This window comes from Enterobacter sp. SECR19-1250, assembly GCF_013391025.1.
In the GTDB taxonomy this organism is placed as follows: domain Bacteria; phylum Pseudomonadota; class Gammaproteobacteria; order Enterobacterales; family Enterobacteriaceae; genus Enterobacter; species Enterobacter cloacae.
The window spans coordinates 29,843-46,444 of the sequence record NZ_JACASJ010000030.1; the positions used below are offsets into that span (position 1 = coordinate 29,843).

At 53.9% G+C, this 16,602-nt stretch carries 18 protein-coding genes; 10 read left to right on the forward strand and 8 right to left on the reverse strand.

What is annotated here, in order from left to right:
- Window positions 1–89 precede the first annotated feature (89 nt).
- Entirely contained in the window at window positions 90–632 is a 543-nt protein-coding gene (gene infC, locus HX884_RS10230) for a translation initiation factor IF-3 (RefSeq protein WP_023616141.1), read from the reverse strand.
- A gap of 3 nt (window positions 633–635) precedes the next feature.
- Complete coding sequence (gene thrS, locus HX884_RS10235; protein WP_013097005.1) at window positions 636–2,564, reverse strand: threonine--tRNA ligase; 1,929 nt, start codon at window positions 2,562–2,564, stop codon at window positions 636–638.
- Window positions 2,565–2,870: 306 nt separating this feature from the next.
- Between thrS and yncL the strand changes: the two genes are divergently transcribed.
- Together yncL and yniD are read left to right on the forward strand one after the other, a co-directional pair.
- Complete coding sequence (gene yncL / locus HX884_RS10240; protein WP_023620707.1) at window positions 2,871–2,963, forward strand: stress response membrane protein YncL; 93 nt, start codon at window positions 2,871–2,873, stop codon at window positions 2,961–2,963.
- Window positions 2,964–3,048: 85 nt separating this feature from the next.
- The gene (gene yniD, locus HX884_RS10245) at window positions 3,049–3,156 is read left to right on the forward strand and encodes a small membrane protein YniD (RefSeq protein WP_008500658.1); all 108 of its coding nucleotides are present in this window, start codon (window positions 3,049–3,051) and stop codon (window positions 3,154–3,156) included.
- 107 nt (window positions 3,157–3,263) lie between these two features.
- Here yniD and HX884_RS10250 read toward each other — a convergent pair whose 3' ends face one another.
- The gene (locus HX884_RS10250; protein ID WP_023620708.1) at window positions 3,264–3,473 is read right to left on the reverse strand and encodes a hypothetical protein; all 210 of its coding nucleotides are present in this window, start codon (window positions 3,471–3,473) and stop codon (window positions 3,264–3,266) included.
- Between the two features lie 261 nt (window positions 3,474–3,734).
- On the reverse strand, window positions 3,735–4,493 hold the full coding sequence (locus HX884_RS10255; RefSeq protein WP_178328096.1) for a YdiY family protein: 759 nt from the start codon (window positions 4,491–4,493) through the stop codon (window positions 3,735–3,737).
- A gap of 295 nt (window positions 4,494–4,788) precedes the next feature.
- On the opposite strand from HX884_RS10255, the gene pfkB reads away from it, so the two are divergent.
- From pfkB to HX884_RS10270, 3 genes are all read left to right on the forward strand, one after another.
- Window positions 4,789–5,721: a 6-phosphofructokinase II gene (pfkB, locus tag HX884_RS10260; RefSeq protein WP_020688369.1), complete on the forward strand. Its 933-nt coding sequence runs from the start codon at window positions 4,789–4,791 to the stop codon at window positions 5,719–5,721.
- Window positions 5,722–5,824: 103 nt separating this feature from the next.
- Window positions 5,825–6,115 (forward strand): type V toxin-antitoxin system endoribonuclease antitoxin GhoS, encoded by a 291-nt coding sequence (gene ghoS / locus HX884_RS10265; protein WP_013097009.1) that lies wholly within the window; start codon window positions 5,825–5,827, stop codon window positions 6,113–6,115.
- 105 nt (window positions 6,116–6,220) lie between these two features.
- On the forward strand, window positions 6,221–7,081 hold the full coding sequence (locus tag HX884_RS10270) for a fructosamine kinase family protein (RefSeq protein ID WP_013097010.1): 861 nt from the start codon (window positions 6,221–6,223) through the stop codon (window positions 7,079–7,081).
- Window positions 7,082–7,114: 33 nt separating this feature from the next.
- Here HX884_RS10270 and HX884_RS10275 read toward each other — a convergent pair whose 3' ends face one another.
- The gene (locus tag HX884_RS10275; RefSeq protein WP_013097011.1) at window positions 7,115–7,651 is read right to left on the reverse strand and encodes a YniB family protein; all 537 of its coding nucleotides are present in this window, start codon (window positions 7,649–7,651) and stop codon (window positions 7,115–7,117) included.
- 148 nt (window positions 7,652–7,799) lie between these two features.
- Between HX884_RS10275 and hxpB the strand changes: the two genes are divergently transcribed.
- The 4 genes from hxpB (at window position 7,800) to tcyP (ending at window position 11,565) form a co-directional block, all read left to right on the forward strand.
- Entirely contained in the window at window positions 7,800–8,471 is a 672-nt protein-coding gene (gene hxpB, locus HX884_RS10280; protein WP_013097012.1) for a hexitol phosphatase HxpB, read from the forward strand.
- 129 nt (window positions 8,472–8,600) lie between these two features.
- Window positions 8,601–9,362 (forward strand): 2-dehydro-3-deoxy-D-gluconate 5-dehydrogenase KduD, encoded by a 762-nt coding sequence (kduD, locus tag HX884_RS10285; protein ID WP_013097013.1) that lies wholly within the window; start codon window positions 8,601–8,603, stop codon window positions 9,360–9,362.
- 93 nt (window positions 9,363–9,455) lie between these two features.
- Window positions 9,456–10,046, forward strand: coding sequence for a metal-dependent hydrolase (locus tag HX884_RS10290; RefSeq protein WP_013097014.1), 591 nt, complete (start codon window positions 9,456–9,458; stop codon window positions 10,044–10,046).
- Between the two features lie 127 nt (window positions 10,047–10,173).
- Window positions 10,174–11,565 carry a cystine/sulfocysteine:cation symporter gene (gene tcyP, locus HX884_RS10295; protein ID WP_013097015.1) on the forward strand — a complete coding sequence of 464 codons (1,392 nt, stop codon included), beginning with the start codon at window positions 10,174–10,176 and terminating at the stop codon, window positions 11,563–11,565.
- 53 nt (window positions 11,566–11,618) lie between these two features.
- On the opposite strand, the gene cedA is transcribed toward tcyP, so the two are convergent.
- Complete coding sequence (gene cedA / locus HX884_RS10300) at window positions 11,619–11,867, reverse strand: cell division activator CedA (protein WP_071829998.1); 249 nt, start codon at window positions 11,865–11,867, stop codon at window positions 11,619–11,621.
- Between the two features lie 188 nt (window positions 11,868–12,055).
- Between cedA and katE the strand changes: the two genes are divergently transcribed.
- A complete protein-coding gene (gene katE / locus HX884_RS10305) occupies window positions 12,056–14,305 on the forward strand; it encodes a catalase HPII (protein WP_126347629.1) in 2,250 nt (749 codons plus the stop codon).
- An 89-nt stretch (window positions 14,306–14,394) separates the two neighbouring features.
- Here the strand turns inward: katE and chbG are convergent, their stop codons facing one another.
- Window positions 14,395–15,144, reverse strand: a complete 750-nt coding sequence (gene chbG, locus HX884_RS10310) for a chitin disaccharide deacetylase (RefSeq protein ID WP_013097018.1) — start codon at window positions 15,142–15,144, stop codon at window positions 14,395–14,397.
- Between the two features lie 11 nt (window positions 15,145–15,155).
- On the reverse strand, window positions 15,156–16,511 hold the full coding sequence (locus HX884_RS10315) for a 6-phospho-beta-glucosidase (RefSeq protein ID WP_038979911.1): 1,356 nt from the start codon (window positions 16,509–16,511) through the stop codon (window positions 15,156–15,158).
- Window positions 16,512–16,602 lie beyond the last annotated feature (91 nt).

Consider the following 16,602-nt stretch of genomic DNA (forward strand, 5'->3'; position numbering starts at 1 on the left):
CTTCCACTTCGCATTGTTAAATAAACGAAACATAGGCGAGCAAAACCTATGAGGCCCGAAGGCTCCACAGATTTTGCTGCTTGAAGGCCTTACTGTTTCTTCTTAGGAGCGAGCACCATGATCATCTGGCGGCCTTCGATCTTCGTAGGGAAGGATTCGACTACTGCCAGTTCACTCAGATCGTCACGGACGCGGTTAAGCACTTCCATACCAATCTGTTGGTGGGCCATTTCACGACCGCGGAAACGCAGTGTGATCTTGGCCTTATCGCCATCTTCCAGAAAGCGAATCAGGCTGCGGAGTTTTACCTGATAATCGCCATCGTCGGTACCAGGACGGAATTTAATTTCCTTAACCTGGATAACTTTTTGCTTCTTCTTCTGTTCCTTAGAAGACTTACTTTTTTCATAAAGGAACTTGCCGTAGTCCATGATACGACAAACTGGCGGTTCGGCGTTAGGGCTGATTTCAACTAAATCTACTCCAGCTTCTTCAGCTTTTTCGATTGCTTCTCTCAGACTCACAATCCCCAGCTGCTCGCCTTCCAGACCTGTTAAGCGAACTTCCTGGGCGCGAATCTCGCCATTGATACGATTCGGACGTGCCGTTTGAACTCGTTTTCCGCCTTTAATACCTTATTCCTCCAGTTGTTGAAGACTGCGGCTGCGAATCTCTTGTTGCAGCTTCTCAATCACTTCACTTACGTCCAGGCTGCCCAGGTCTTTACCACGGCGGGTGCGAACGGCAACTTTGCCTGCTTCCACCTCTTTATCACCACAGACCAACATATACGGGACACGACGTAAAGTGTGCTCGCGGATTTTAAAGCCAATCTTCTCATTTCTCAAGTCTGCTTTTACGCGAATGCCCGCATTTTGTAGTTTCTGCGTCAATTCTTTAACGTAATCCGCCTGAGAATCGGTAATGTTCATGACCACTACCTGCACCGGCGCAAGCCAGGTTGGGAAGAAGCCCGCGAACTCTTCGGTCAGGATGCCAATGAAGCGCTCCAGAGAACCGAGAATAGCACGGTGAATCATTACAGGGACCTGACGCTCGTTGTCTTCGCCAACGTAAGAGGCGCTTAAACGCTGAGGCAGGGAGAAGTCCAGCTGTACTGTGCCGCACTGCCATGCGCGATCGAGGCAGTCATACAGAGTAAATTCAATTTTCGGACCGTAGAAGGCGCCCTCACCCAGCTGGTATTCAAACGGAATTCCGTTCTCTTCCAGCGCCACGGCGAGATCCGCTTCTGCACGATCCCAGGTCTCATCGCTACCGATACGTTTTTCCGGACGCGTTGAGAGTTTGACCACGATCTTCTCGAAGCCAAAGGTACTATACATATCGTAGACCATACGAATACAGGCGTTAACTTCATCACGTACCTGATCTTCAGTACAGAAGATATGCGCATCATCCTGCGTAAAGCCACGAACACGCATCAGACCGTGCAGCGCACCTGATGGCTCGTTACGGTGGCAGCTACCGAATTCTGCCATACGCAGCGGCAGATCGCGGTAAGATTTCAGACCTTGGTTAAAGATCTGAACGTGGCCCGGGCAGTTCATTGGCTTGATGCAGTATTCACGGTTCTCAGAAGAGGTGGTGAACATCGCATCTTTGTAGTTGTCCCAGTGGCCGGTTTTTTCCCACAGCACACGGTCCATCATGAACGGACCTTTCACTTCCTGATACTGGTACTCTTTCAGCTTGGAACGCACGAAGGTTTCCAGTTCACGGAAAATAGTCCAGCCGTCGTTATGCCAGAAGACCATACCCGGTGCTTCTTCCTGCATATGGTACAGGTCAAGCTGTTTACCGATTTTACGGTGGTCACGCTTCGCCGCCTCTTCCAGGCGCTGCAGGTAGGCGTTCAGGGCTTTTTTATCTGCCCACGCGGTACCATAAATACGCTGCAACATCTTGTTGTTGCTATCGCCACGCCAGTAGGCGCCAGCAATTTTCATCAGTTTGAAGTGATGGCAGAAGCGCATGTTCGGCACGTGCGGCCCGCGGCACATGTCGATGTATTCCTGGTGATGATACAAGCCAGGCTTGTCATCATGAGCAATGTTCTCATCAAGAATAGAGACTTTATAGCTCTCGCCACGCTTCACGAATGTTTCACGCGCTTCGTGCCAGCTGACTTTCTTCTTAATGACGTCATAGTTGGTTTCGGCGAGCTCGTGCATACGTTTCTCGAGCGCGTCGATATCTTCCTGGGTCAGGGTGTGGTCAAGGTCAACGTCGTAGTAGAAGCCGTTGTCGATAACCGGGCCGATCGCCATTTTGGTGTTTGGCCACAGCTGTTTGATGGCATGACCTAACAGGTGCGCACAGGAGTGACGAATGATCTCCAGACCTTCTTCATCTTTTGCGGTGATGATAGAGAGTTGCGCGTCGTTTTCGATCAGATCGGATGCATCAACCAGCTCACCGTTCACACGGCCCGCGATGGTCGCTTTCGCGAGTCCAGGACCGATGTCCAGGGCAACATCCATTGGGCTAACGGCGTGGTCGAAATGGCGTTGGCTGCCATCAGGAAGAGTAATTACAGGCATTTTATATCCTTATTTGCAGTGATGCCCCACACATAAGAGCATATACAAAGAAAATAATCATAGTTTAACAAGAGATTACGACACCATCTGACCAACAATCGTCAAATTGGCTCGTCATCCTGCACCTGCCAAAATCAGAATAATGCCGGTTTACGGCAGGCTTTCTAATGGTAACACTAATGACAGGGCGTATGCACCCTCTGCGACCAGTTTGAACGTATGAGGGCACGATCGCCTGCCAGAGCTCGCAATACCCGATTGTTGAGCTATTCTTGAACAGGTCCTGACACAGCCATGAGGCATCACATGAATGTATCCAGTAGAACCGTAGTGATATTGAATATACTTTCTGCTGCCGGTTTAGCGTTGATCCTTGCCGAGAGATTTCATTGGTTCTAGCCCAACCGATGGTGTGGCATAACCTTCTGTCCCCGACAGCACGTATTTTGATAGACTGAAGGCATCAACAGACAAGGATTAGGTTATGCCAACTAAACGATTTGCCGTCAAACACTGGAAAATGGTGCTGGTCTTAATTGCCATCTGCGGTGCAATGCTGCTATTGCGTTGGGCGGCGATGATTTGGGGCTAAGCGGGAATTTGACGCTACGGCGTACGGAATAAAACACGTTATCGATATTCCACCTGTTTTTCGTCAAGGCGAAATACAGGTGGAATAATGGCGTACACAATTACCTGTCAGGACCATTCACCTGCTACCAGTTTATGTACATCAAACGCGTCATTCATTGATTGACCGGTAGACGGCGCGCCCGGCGCGATGTTTGACCCGGCTTCAACGTCAGAAGCGTGAGTCATTCCAACCTGACTGGCATCATCTGCAGCGAATACACCAAACGAAAGTGCAGAAAGCACCATGGCTGCAGCAGTATTTTTGATTTTTTTCATACTATTATTCTCTTTCTGAAGACATGCAATACTTCTCAAGGCAAATAAATGCCTGTGTATTGAGTATAACGCTGGTTCATCCTTTTGCCTCGCCTGGTTATTATCAATTTGTGTCAAATAAACAGAATGCGGTCTGGCCAGGATGAATTATGAAGAAATTAAGAAGATTTTTGAGGACCAATTATTTTAAAACGGCGTTTAATATAAAACAGCACAGTTTCTGAAAATAAAAAACGGGCCGAAATAATCGGCCCGTCTGCATTACATCTTATAGCCCAGTGAAACGGTGGTTCTGCGGTCGGTATGATCCGGCGCAGTCTCTGGAGGCGAAGAGTTCCAGGTCACGTTATAGGCCACTTTCAGGCCAAAGTGTTCGTTGATGTCCACATTCAGCGCTGTCTCAGAGTTCAGCGTTGTGTCCTCGGCGCCAAACACAGAAACACCCTGGGTGAACTTCGTGTTGTCGGTTATCTGCCAGGCGTAGGTGCCAGACGCATAGCCGAGCGGTTGCATTTTGGTATCGCCGTCGGTGAACTCGTCATAACGGACACCCGGACCGAATTCGAAACGGAAGCTATGAACCGGACCGTTCAGGAACTGACGACCATAACCTGCGGTGAACACATCGCGTTGACGATAGCCGTTGTAGCGGTCAGTCAGCCAGCTTGCCTGGCCAAACAGGTAGTCATAGTCAGTCATGTTGTAACGGCTACGTCCACCTACCGCGTATTTCTCGGAGGAGCGTTCATCGTTAGCGGAGGTGTTGCTGGCGTTTCCCCACAGAGACCAGGCGGTGGTGTTACCGTACCAGGTCAACGTGCTATCCGCCGTCAGAGAGGAGCTTTTCGTGTTACCGGATTGCGCCAGGTACCCGGCGTTCAAATTACCTTCAAAAGGTTTTTTCGCCGCGGTGGGATCGTCCATGACAGTAAAAACGGAATCATCAGCGGTTGCGTTCATAGCCGCAAACACGCCACCCGCCAGCATCAGTGCAGCGGGCACTGTCTTCAAAAGCTTCATTTTATTAAGGAGTCCGTACAACAAAAAAAGAGACCACACGGTCCCGGAAACTTTCTTGAGGATCAATGACAAGGCGTCCAGAGAAAGGTAACAAATTATAAAAAGCCGCAAATAACATAGCAATGTTTTCTTATTTCATTTTTTGAATAAGAACGATCCCAAAATGCGTTTTATTTTATATATCGCTTAGCCTTCGCTTTGTCATTATTCATATTGAAAATCATACTGTTATTTACATTGCCTTCCTGCCAAATGGTGCCAGACTAAAAGGAACCCACGCTAAAAGGAGGTAATGATGGTTTCTATCTACACTCTGACGCTCTCCCCTTCCCTCGATTCCGCCACCCTCACGCCGCAGATTTACCCGGAAGGTAAACTCCGCTGCAGTGCCCCGGTGTTTGAGCCCGGCGGCGGAGGGATCAACGTGGCACGCGCCATCACCCATCTCGGTGGGAAAGCCACGGCGATATTCCCCGCAGGCGGAGCCACCGGCGAACATCTTGTCTCTCTGCTGGCAGATGAACAGGTCGCCGTGGAGACGGTCGAGGCCAAAGACTGGACACGTCAAAATCTGCACGTGCACGTGGAGTCCAGCGGAGAGCAATATCGCTTTGTGATGCCAGGCGCCAGACTGAGCGACGACGAGTTCCGTCAGCTTGAAGAGAAAGTGCTGACGATTGAAAGCGGTTCACTGCTGGTCATCAGCGGCAGTCTGCCGCCCGGTGTCAGTACGGAAAAGCTGACGGCGCTCATTCGGGCCGCACAGCAGCGCGGCATCCGCTGTATTGTAGACAGCAGCGGCGAGGCGTTGCAGGCAGCATTAGAGCCAGGCAATCTTGAGCTGGTCAAACCAAACCAGAAAGAGCTGAGCGCGCTGGTTAACCGCGAACTCACTCAGCCAGATGATGTGCGCAGCGCGGCCCAGGAGCTGGTGCGCACGGGTAAAGCGCGGCGCGTGGTGGTCTCTCTTGGCCCACAAGGGGCGCTGGCCGTGGATGAAACGGGGTCAGTGCAGGTTGTCCCGCCGCCGATGAAAAGCCAGAGTACCGTAGGCGCAGGCGACAGCATGGTTGGGGCAATGACGCTAAAACTGGCGCAGGGCGCGACGCTGTTAGAGATGACACGCTACGGCGTGGCGGCAGGTAGCGCGGCAACCATCAACCAGGGAACGCGGCTGTGTTCGCTGGCCGATACGCAAAAAATTGTCGATTACCTGTCCCGAAATTAACCCGCTTTCCCCTTCGCGCTGAAGGGGAAATGCAGTGCAAAGTCGCCAAACACACACTATCGACTATGCTAAGAAAACTTTCATGATAACAATGAGGTGAATTATGAGCAGTGGTGACATCACCCGCTACGTCGTTACCGTCAACATTCATGAAGCGTCGCTGACCGAGCTGAATGAGCTTAACAACGCCTTTACCCGGGCCAATTTCCTGCTCACGCTGACGGATGAAGAAGGCAATATTCATGATTTAGGCACGCTGGCATTCGGTCTGATAAGCGCCCTCAGCGAAGAGGAGGTTCGCGCGCTGGCGGAAAGCCTGGCTGAGAGCGTGACAGATAAACCTGCCGAAATTGATGTGGATACCTGGGAAACCTGGCAGAAAAAAGAACAATAAGTGCCCTGCATGAAGGTAAACCGCTCAGGTGTGCGTTAGTTCGTATTTTTTTACCGCAGTTATGCGCTAACTTTATGATCTGGCAGACAACATGGGAGAGAGATCATGTGGCAGGCTATCAGTCATCTTTTACGTGAACAACTGGGCGAAGGTGAAATTGAACTGCGTAACGAACTGCCAGGCGGAGAGATCCACGCCGCATGGCATATACGCTACTCAGGGCGTGATCTCTTCGTAAAATGCGACGAGCGAGAGTTGCTCCCGATTTTCACCGCCGAAGCCGATCAGCTGGAACTGTTGTCGCGCAGCAAAACGGTCACCGTCCCGGAGGTGCTGGCCGTGGGCAGCGACCGCGACTACAGCTTTCTAGTGATGGAATATCTCCCTGCCCGTCCGCTGGATGCCCACAATGCGTTTATTCTGGGACAGCAGATAGCGCGCCTGCATCAATGGAGCGACCAGCCGCAGTTTGGTCTCGACTTTGATAACGATCTCTCCACCACACCACAACCGAATGCCTGGCAACGCCGCTGGTCGACCTTTTTTGCCGAGCAGCGTATCGGCTGGCAGCTTGAGCTCGCCGCCGAGAAAGGCCTCGAATTTGGCAACATTGATGCTATCGTCGAGCATATACAGCAGCGCCTGGCCTCTCATCAGCCTCAGCCTTCTTTGCTGCACGGCGATTTGTGGTCCGATAACTGCGCGCTGGGCCCCAATGGGCCGTATATATACGATCCGGCCTGCTACTGGGGCGACAGAGAGTGCGACCTCGCCATGCTGCCCCTGCACCCCGAGCAGCCGCCACAAATTTATGACGGCTATCAGTCAATCTCCCCCTTACCGCAGGGCTTCCTCGACCGTCAGCCGGTGTATCAGCTTTATACCCTGATGAACCGCGCAATCCTGTTTGGGGGTGAGCATCTGGTGAACGCACAACGGGCGCTTGAGCGCGTACTGGCCGCATGAAGGCAGGACGGGTGGCCTCAGGCCACCCTGTGATTATAAAAAGCCGAGCAGTGAGAAAAAGAAGTAGCCCGCCACAATAATGATCACCGGCAGGACATAGAGCGGAAAGATTTGCAGGAAAATAGAGTGACGTGGCACCACGATGCGGGACTCGATCTGTTCACGCGTCATCCCTTCCGGGCCTTTGGCCTGTTCCAGAATCATCTGGTCTTCCACCCCTTCACGTAAAAAACGGGTCTGACGGCTCATGCGTGCCCCTGACGCCTGTAACGCCATGGCGATAAAGATCAGCGCATAAATCACCCAAAACCCGATATTCAGCTGCTGGTGAAAGTCCGGCGTGGGCGAGTTGAACCAGAAGATATTCAAAAATGGCGTGTTAAAACGCATCATCTCAATCATGACATGCGCAAAATCAAGCATGACCGCATTGATACCCGGCTGTTTTTCGCTGTGATCGTACATAAACTTGAGCACAGAAATCAGCGTAGAAATAACGGCAGGAATAAAAATCACCCAGCCAGCAACCCGTTTTAAGACAGCTATGCGTCCAGCTTGTTGATACGTCATCAGTTCCTCTTCATAAAGACGCGTTATTTGTGGCTAAGTCTACCTCCTGACCGTCATTTTCGCCCGATCTTTAAAGGCAATATGCTAAATTGCAGATTGTACTTAGCACGTATCGTCTGTCGTACACCCTTAATAAGGAGACGTTGTGATGTCGACACCGCGCCAAATTCTTGCCGCTATTTTTGACATGGATGGATTACTGATCGATTCCGAACCGCTCTGGGATCGTGCTGAACTGGACGTCATGGCCAGCCTCGGCGTCGATATCAGCCGCCGCCATGAACTTCCGGATACGCTGGGCTTGCGTATCGATATGGTGGTTGACCTGTGGTATGCCCATCAGCCATGGGTGGGCCCGGATCGCGATGAGGTCACCGCCCGCATTATCAGCCGCGCCATTGCGCTGGTGGAAGAGTCCAGGCCGCTGCTGCCGGGCGTCCGTGAAGCTGTCGCCCTGTGCAAGGCGCAGGGGCTGAAGGTGGGACTGGCCTCCGCCTCCCCGCTGCACATGCTGGAAAAAGTGCTCACCATGTTCGAGCTGCGTGACAGTTTCGATGCGCTGGCCTCTGCGGAAAAGCTCCCCTACAGTAAGCCCCATCCCCAGGTGTATATGGACTGTGCCGCTAAGCTCGGTCTTGATCCGCTAACCTGCGTGGCGCTGGAAGATTCTGTTAACGGCATGGTGGCCTCAAAAGCTGCGCGGATGCGTTCCATTGTCGTTCCTGCTGAAGAGGGCCGACACGATCCCCGTTTTGCGCTTGCCGACGTGAAGCTAAACTCCCTGGCTGACCTGACGGTGCAACACCTGCGAGGCGAATAAACGCTCTGTTTCAGGCAGCCTCGTGCTGCCTGAAAATAAAATAAAACACCGTTCCATTTCGGTTGCATTTCTCACGCCCGACTCCTATTCTAAGTTTCAGAACGACAATCACCTGCTTCTGAGGCGCGAATGATACTGGATACCTTTACTCTTTCAGGAAAAGTGGCCATCGTCACCGGATGCGATACCGGTCTGGGGCAAGGCATGGCCATCGCGCTGGCACAGGCGGGCTGCGATATCGTGGGCGTCAACCGTAAAGCGCCTGAGCAAACAGCGGCCAGCGTGACGGGGCTCGGCAGACGGTTTACGGCCATTCGGGCCGACCTCGGCCAGCAGGCGAGTCTTCAGGGCGTTGTGGAGCATGCCGTCGCTGAGATGGGGCGCGTCGATATTCTGGTGAATAACGCCGGGACGATTCGCCGGGAAGATGCGCTGGCGTTCACGGAAAAGGACTGGGATGAGGTGATCGACCTCAATCTGAAATCCGTCTTCTTCCTCTCACAGGCCGTGGCAAAGCAGTTTATCGCCCAGGGTCAGGGTGGGAAAATCATCAACATCGCCTCAATGCTCTCCTTCCAGGGCGGCATCCGCGTGCCCTCTTATACCGCCTCAAAAAGTGGCGTGCTGGGGATCACCCGTCTGCTGGCGAACGAGTGGGCGGCGCATGGCATTAACGTCAACGCTATCGCACCGGGTTACATGGCGACCAATAATACGCAGCAGCTGCGTGATGACGAGCAGCGTAGCCAGGAAATCCTTGACCGCATTCCTGCCGGGCGTTGGGGCGTACCGGAAGATCTGCAGGGCCCGGTGGTGTTTTTGGCCTCCGCCGCCTCAGACTACGTGAACGGCCATACCCTGGCCGTCGACGGGGGCTGGCTGGCGCGTTGACCCGCTTTGTGACAAAGAGTTACACCGTCACCTCTTTCGCCTACTGTATAAAAACCCTATACTGTATGAATTGACAGTTTCCTGGGTTTTATCATGACGGCGGAAGGCCACCTGCTTTTTTCCATTGCGTGCGCAGTATTTGCCAAAAACGCTGAGCTTACCCCCGTGCTTGCACAGGGGGACTGGTGGCATATTGTTCCTTCTGCCGTGCTGACCTGCCTGTTGCCCGACATCGACCATCCTAAATCTTTTCTTGGGCAACGCCTGAAGTGGATCTCAAAACCTATCGCCCGTGCGTTTGGCCATCGCGGGTTTACGCACAGCCTGCTGGCCGTGTTTGCCCTGCTGACGCTGTTCTATTTAAAAGTACCTGAAAGCTGGATAGTGCCCGCCGATGCCATTCAGGGCATGGTGCTGGGCTATTTGAGTCATATTCTCGCCGATATGCTGACGCCTGCTGGCGTGCCGCTGCTGTGGCCCTGCCGCTGGCGTTTCCGCCTGCCTGTTCTCGTTCCTCAGAAAGGGAATCAGCTTGAGCGCGTGTTGTGCATGGCTCTGTTCGCCTATGCCGTCTGGATGCCGCAGACATTGCCCGAAAACAGTGCAGTGCGCTGGTCATCTCAGATGATCAATTCGCTGCAATTTCAGTTCAATCGCTTTATTCATCACCAGATTGAACAGTAAACCAGCAAAATTATCGCATTTGTCATAACCCATTCCATTTGGATATAAGCGCGACATCACACTTCTGCTAACCTTGCGCCAACAGGACCGGTAAAAACCGGCCACATAATAAATCAGGAGAACGGGGATGAATTTTCCACTCATCGCGAACATTGTCGTGTTCGTTATATTGCTATTGATTCTCGCCCAGGCGCGCCACAAACAGTGGAGCCTGGCGAAGAAAGTGCTGGTGGGTCTGGTCATGGGTGTCGTGTTTGGCCTGGCCTTACATGCCGTCTACGGCTCCGATAGCCCGATACTGAAAGACTCCATTCAGTGGTTCAATATTGTCGGTAACGGCTATGTCCAGTTGCTGCAGATGATCGTCATGCCGCTGGTATTTGCCTCTATTCTGAGCGCTGTTGCTCGCCTGCATAACGCTACGCAGTTGGGTAAAATCAGTTTCCTGACCATTGGTACGCTGCTGTTTACCACGCTGATTGCTGCGCTGGTGGGTGTGCTGGTGACCAACCTGTTCGGCCTGACCGCCGAGGGTCTGGTTCAGGGTACAGCTGAAACCGCGCGTCTGACCGCAATTCAGACCAACTACGTGGGTAAAGTCGCTGACCTGACGGTGCCGCAGATGGTGCTCTCCTTCATTCCGAAGAACCCGTTTGCTGACCTGACAGGCGCCAGCCCAACTTCCATCATCAGCGTGGTGATTTTTGCTGCCTTCCTGGGCGTGGCGGCACTGAAGCTGCTGAAAGACGATGCGCCGAAAGGCGAGCGCGTGCTGACCGCTATCGATACCCTGCAAAGCTGGGTGATGAAGCTGGTTCGTCTGGTGATGCAGCTGACCCCTTACGGTGTTCTGGCGCTGATGACCAAAGTGGTTGCTGGCTCTAACCTGCAGGACATCATTAAGCTGGGCAGCTTCGTTGTCGCCTCTTATCTGGGTCTGGGCATTATGTTTGTCGTACACGGCATCCTGCTGGGTGTGAACGGCGTAAGCCCGCTGAAATACTTCCGTAAAGTCTGGCCGGTGCTGACCTTTGCCTTCACCAGCCGTTCCAGCGCCGCATCTATTCCGCTGAACGTCGAAGCGCAGACTCGTCGCCTGGGTGTACCTGAGTCTATCGCCAGCTTCTCGGCCTCCTTTGGTGCCACGATTGGTCAGAACGGGTGTGCGGGTCTCTACCCGGCGATGCTGGCCGTGATGGTTGCGCCAACGGTTGGGATCAATCCGCTGGATCCGGTCTGGATTGCTACGCTGGTCGGTATTGTCACCATTAGCTCCGCAGGCGTTGCGGGCGTGGGCGGCGGTGCTACCTTCGCCGCGCTGATTGTTCTGCCTGCGCTGGGCCTGCCGGTGACGCTGGTGGCCCTGCTGATCTCCGTTGAACCGCTGATCGACATGGGGCGTACCGCCCTGAACGTGAGCGGCTCAATGACGGCCGGTACGCTGACCAGCCAGTGGCTGAAGCAGACCGACAAAGCCATCCTGGATAGTGAAGAGGACGCCGAGCTGGCGCACCGTTAATCATTGAAAATAAAAAAACCGCCGTCAGGCGGTTTTTTTATACGTGTTATTTTTCAAACTTCTTCATCCTGTCGAATTTGTACCGCCCACCGCTGGGCCGCTTCCGGCACGGTAAACACCGGAGAACGACGGAAATGCTCGCCAATCAGCACAAAGGCCACATATTTGCCACGTAACTGCCAGACATCGCGATAGCCATCCACCTTCAGCGCATGTTCAGGGGGAGCGGGTTCGACACGGGGCACGTAGCTAATAACCTGGCGATTTTGTTGACGAAGAGGTTTCATAAGCGACTGGTTCATTAAAGCACATTCTGAAAGCAGGAAATTTCTATGATAGCCGATCCTGCCCCCACGCGTCGCGCCTTGCGTGTGGTGGACCGCCTCTTTTACTAAGGCGGTGTCTGAAAAAGCTGAGTTCGCCTGCCCTTTCCGTACATTGTTCTATAGTTAACAGGGTTTTTTAGGAATGAATAAAGGAGAAGCGTGCAATGTCGAACAAAGATAACACACATCAATCACCCATTCATGGCACTGAAGAATCACAGCCGGGTATGGACTCCCTTGCACCTGAAGATGGCTCTCATCGCCCTTCACCGGGCCCCTCAGCCCCTGGCGAGCAGCCCACCGCGCCCGGTAGCATGAAATCGCCGGACACCGGCAATGAGAAGCTAAAATCACTCGAGCCACACCGCAAAGGCGGAGAAGGCTATGCGTTGACCACCAATCAGGGGGTGCGCATCGCTGACGATCAGAATTCCCTGCGCGCGGGATCCCGCGGACCGACTCTGCTGGAAGACTTCATCCTGCGGGAAAAAATTACCCACTTTGACCATGAGCGTATCCCGGAGCGTATCGTGCACGCGCGCGGTTCCGCCGCTCACGGCTATTTCCAGCCCTACAAGAGCCTGAAGGAAATCACCAAAGCTGACTTCCTTTCAGACCCGGATAAGATCACCCCCGTGTTTGTGCGCTTTTCCACCGTGCAGGGTGGCGCAGGTTCGGCTGATACCGTGCGAGATATTCGCGGCTTTGCCACCAAGTTTTATACCGAAGAGGGTATCTTCGACCTGGTCGGCAATAACACCCCGGTCTTTTTCATTCAGGATGCGCATAAATTTCCTGACTTTGTCCATGCGGTAAAACCGGAGCCCCACTGGGCGATACCGCAGGGACAAAGTGCGCATGACACCTTCTGGGACTATGTCTCCCTGCAACCCGAGACGTTACACAACGTGATGTGGGCGATGTCTGACCGCGGGATCCCGCGCAGCTATCGCACCATGGAAGGGTTTGGCATTCATACCTTCCGGATGATCAACGCCGAGGGCAAAGCGACGTTTGTCCGTTTCCACTGGAAACCGGTCGCCGGGAAAGCCTCGCTGGTGTGGGATGAAGCCCAGAAGCTGACCGGGCGCGATCCGGACTTCCATCGCCGCGAGCTGTGGGAATCCATTGAAGCGGGCGACTTCCCGGAATATGAGCTGGGGTTACAGCTGATCCCGGAAGAGGACGAATTCAAATTCGATTTTGACCTGCTGGATCCGACCAAACTGATCCCCGAGGAGCTGGTACCGGTTCAGCTGGTGGGCAAAATGGTGCTTAACCGCAACCCGGATAACTTCTTTGCCGAGAACGAACAGGCGGCCTTCCACCCCGGGCATATCGTCCCGGGCCTGGATTTCACCAACGATCCGCTGCTGCAGGGGCGACTGTTCTCCTACACCGATACGCAGATCAGCCGACTCGGCGGGCCGAACTTCCATGAAATTCCGATTAACCGCCCCACCTGTCCGTACCACAATTTCCAGCGCGACGGGATGCATCGTCAGGATATTGATACCAACCCGGCCAACTATGAGCCGAACTCCATCAACGATAACTGGCCGCGCGAAACGCCTCCTGGCCCGAAACGGGGTGGATTTGAGTCGTATCAGGAACGTGTGGACGGCAACAAAATCCGCGAGCGCAGCCCGTCATTTGGAGAGTATTACGCCCACCCTCGCCTGTTCTGGAACAGCCAGACACCGATTGAGCAGCAGCATATTATCGGCGGCTTCAGCTTCGAACTGAGCAAGGTTGTGCGGACCTACATCCGCGAGCGCGTGGTCGATCAGCTGGCACACATTGATATTCAACTCGCCCAGAGCGTGGCCGATAACCTCGGCATTACGCTGACGGATGAGCAACGCAATCTTGCCCCGCCAAAAGAGGTCAACGGGGTGAAAAAAGATCCGGCGCTCAGCCTGTACGCGGTGCCGGGAGGCTCGATTAAAGGCCGGGTGGTGGCGATCCTGCTTAACGACAAAACTCGCGCCAGCGACGTGCTGGGGATCATGCAGGCGCTGAAAACCAAAGGCGTACACGCCAAATTGCTCTACTCCCGAATGGGTGAAGTGACTGCCGATGACGGGTCAGTGCTGCCGGTTGCCGCCACCTTTGCCGGTGCGCCATCCCTGACAGTGGACGCGGTGATTGTGCCGTGCGGCGATATTGCCAGCCTGCTGAGCAACGGTGACGCGGTCTATTATCTGCTTGAAGCCTATAAGCATCTGAAACCGATCGCCCTTTCCGGTGATGCGCGACAGTTTAAAGCACGCCTGAACGTGGCCGATCAGGGTGAAGACGGGATTGTGGAAGGCGATAACGTCGACGACGCGTTTATGACCAGGTTGTTTGATCTGCTAGCCGCGCACCGCGTCTGGTCGCGTAGCAGCAAGATTGACCAGATACCGGCGTAAAAAAAGCCGGGTGGCGCTTGCGCTTACCCGGCCTACATTTCGACTGGTTTTGTAGGCCCGGTAAGGCGAAGCCGCCACCGGGCTTTGTCTTAAAGATCCCCGAAAGTCCCCAACCGATACCCGCGCTCGGCAATCGCGTATTTCAGCGACGGCGACGTCAGCACCTCCAGCTCCGCCAAGCGCGGCCAGCAGTAGGCGCTCTTACGGACGGTGTTATCGACAAACGCAGGATGCGCCATCACCTCCAGCGACCGTTCCCCCCGGGCTGCGGAATCATCCAGCACCTTCAGGAACAGCGCTTCGTCGATCTCCTCACCGTAAAATGCGCTGCTGAACCCCTCCGATGTGGTCACGGCAAAGCCCGGCAACCCGCGCACGTCACGATCCACACGCATCGCCACGCCTTTACGTTGAGCAAAATCCGCAACGAGCGGAAAAATCGCCGGGATCATATGCACATGATGATGGCTGTCGATATGGGTTGGTTCGCGACCAAAGAGGTCAACAAAACGGTTGTACTGACAGTCCAGCTCGCGGGCAATCTCTTCGAGCGGCAGCGCGTCCTGCTCCGCCAGTTCCCAAATCCATTTCCCGAGTTGCCCGTCACGCGTCAGGCACGGCATCGCTGAAAGCGGCCTCCCCAGCGTCAACACAAAGTGCATGCCCACGCCCAGCTCAGGCGCTTCACGGCTCAACTGCGCCGCGTGTTCTATCGCCTCTCCATTCACCAGCGCGGTGGTCGAGGTCACCACACCCCGTCGGCAGGCTTCAACAATGCCGTAGTTTTGCCCCTTAGACAGGCCAAAATCATCAGCATTGACGATCAGCAGGTTTTCCATCGCACGTCCTCTTAACGGTGTTGATGCTTGAGCTTCTCAACCGTGGCGGCAAAGTTTGGCAGCCATTTTTCATGCGCCAGTATCATCTCGCTGGCCAGCCCTTCCGCATCGCGGTCGGAATGCACCAGCGGGCTGAGGTTCAACGCCAGCAGCACATCATTCAACTCACCGCTCAGCGCAGCGTTGCTGGCCGCCACTTCAAACCCTTTGATGGTATGGATGAGCCCCATCACTTTGTCATCAAAGTGGGTAATACGCGGATGCGGTTTTGCCCCCTCACGGCCCAGGATACAGGTCATCTCTACGGCCCAGTCGGTCGGGATATTGTCGATATGGCCGTGGTGCGGCACATTGACGTAGTGCTCAGCCTGCTTGTCATTGTAAATGGCGTTGATCACTTCGCACGCCGCGTCGGAATAGTACGCCCCACCGCGCTGTTCAAGCTCTTTCGGCTTCACGTTCAGGTTCGGATCTTTATACAAATCAAACAGCTGCTTTTCAACTTTCTGCACAACCTGAGCGCGGGCACCGCCTTTATAGTACTCGCCCATTTCGATGGCCAGCATCTCTTTCTGCTTGAAGTAGTAAAGCAGATACGAGCATGGCAGCAGATTCAGGGAACGGATGAGCCCTTCGCTGAACGGCAGGTCGAAGATATTTTTCACCGATGCAGCGGTCAGGCGGCCGGAAGCCACGCCGTCCAGCAGTTCAGCAAAGCGAGACTGGCCGTTTACTATCACATCTCTGATGAACACCATGTGGTTGAGACCGAACAGATCAATAGAGAGATCGTCGTTGTCGGTCAGCTCCAGCACGTCGCGGATGAACATCTTCATGCCAATCGGGATATTGCAGACGCCGATAAAACGCTTGAAGTTGGTATGGCGATAGACCGCCTCGGTGACCATCCCGGCCGGGTTGGTAAAGTTAATCACCCATGCGTTCGGGCAGATCTCCTGCACATCTTTGATGATGTCGAAAATGACCGGGATGGTGCGCAAACCTTTAAACAGGCCGCCCGCGCCGTTGGTTTCCTGTCCCAGATAGCCGTGGCTCAGCGGAATGCGTTCGTCCAGTTCACGCGCTTTGAGCTGGCCCACTCGCAGCTGAGTGGTAACGAAGTCAGCGTCCTGCAACGCCAGGCGACGATCGAGGGTTTTATGCACGGTTAAGGGCACACCGGCTTTTTCTACCATCCGTTGGCACAGGTCAAAAATAATATTCAGCTTTTCCTGCCCTTCTTCAACATCCACCAGCCATAATTCACTGACCGGTAATTCATGATAACGTTTCAGGAAACCTTCCAGTAATTCCGGGGTATAGCTGCTGCCGCCGCCAATGGTCACGACTTTTAATTTCTTTTGCATAACATCTCCCTTAGCGTATCAGGTTAATCGCCTGCAAGGGAAGGTGCGAACAAGTTCCTGATATGAGATCATCATATTCATCCGGAGCGCA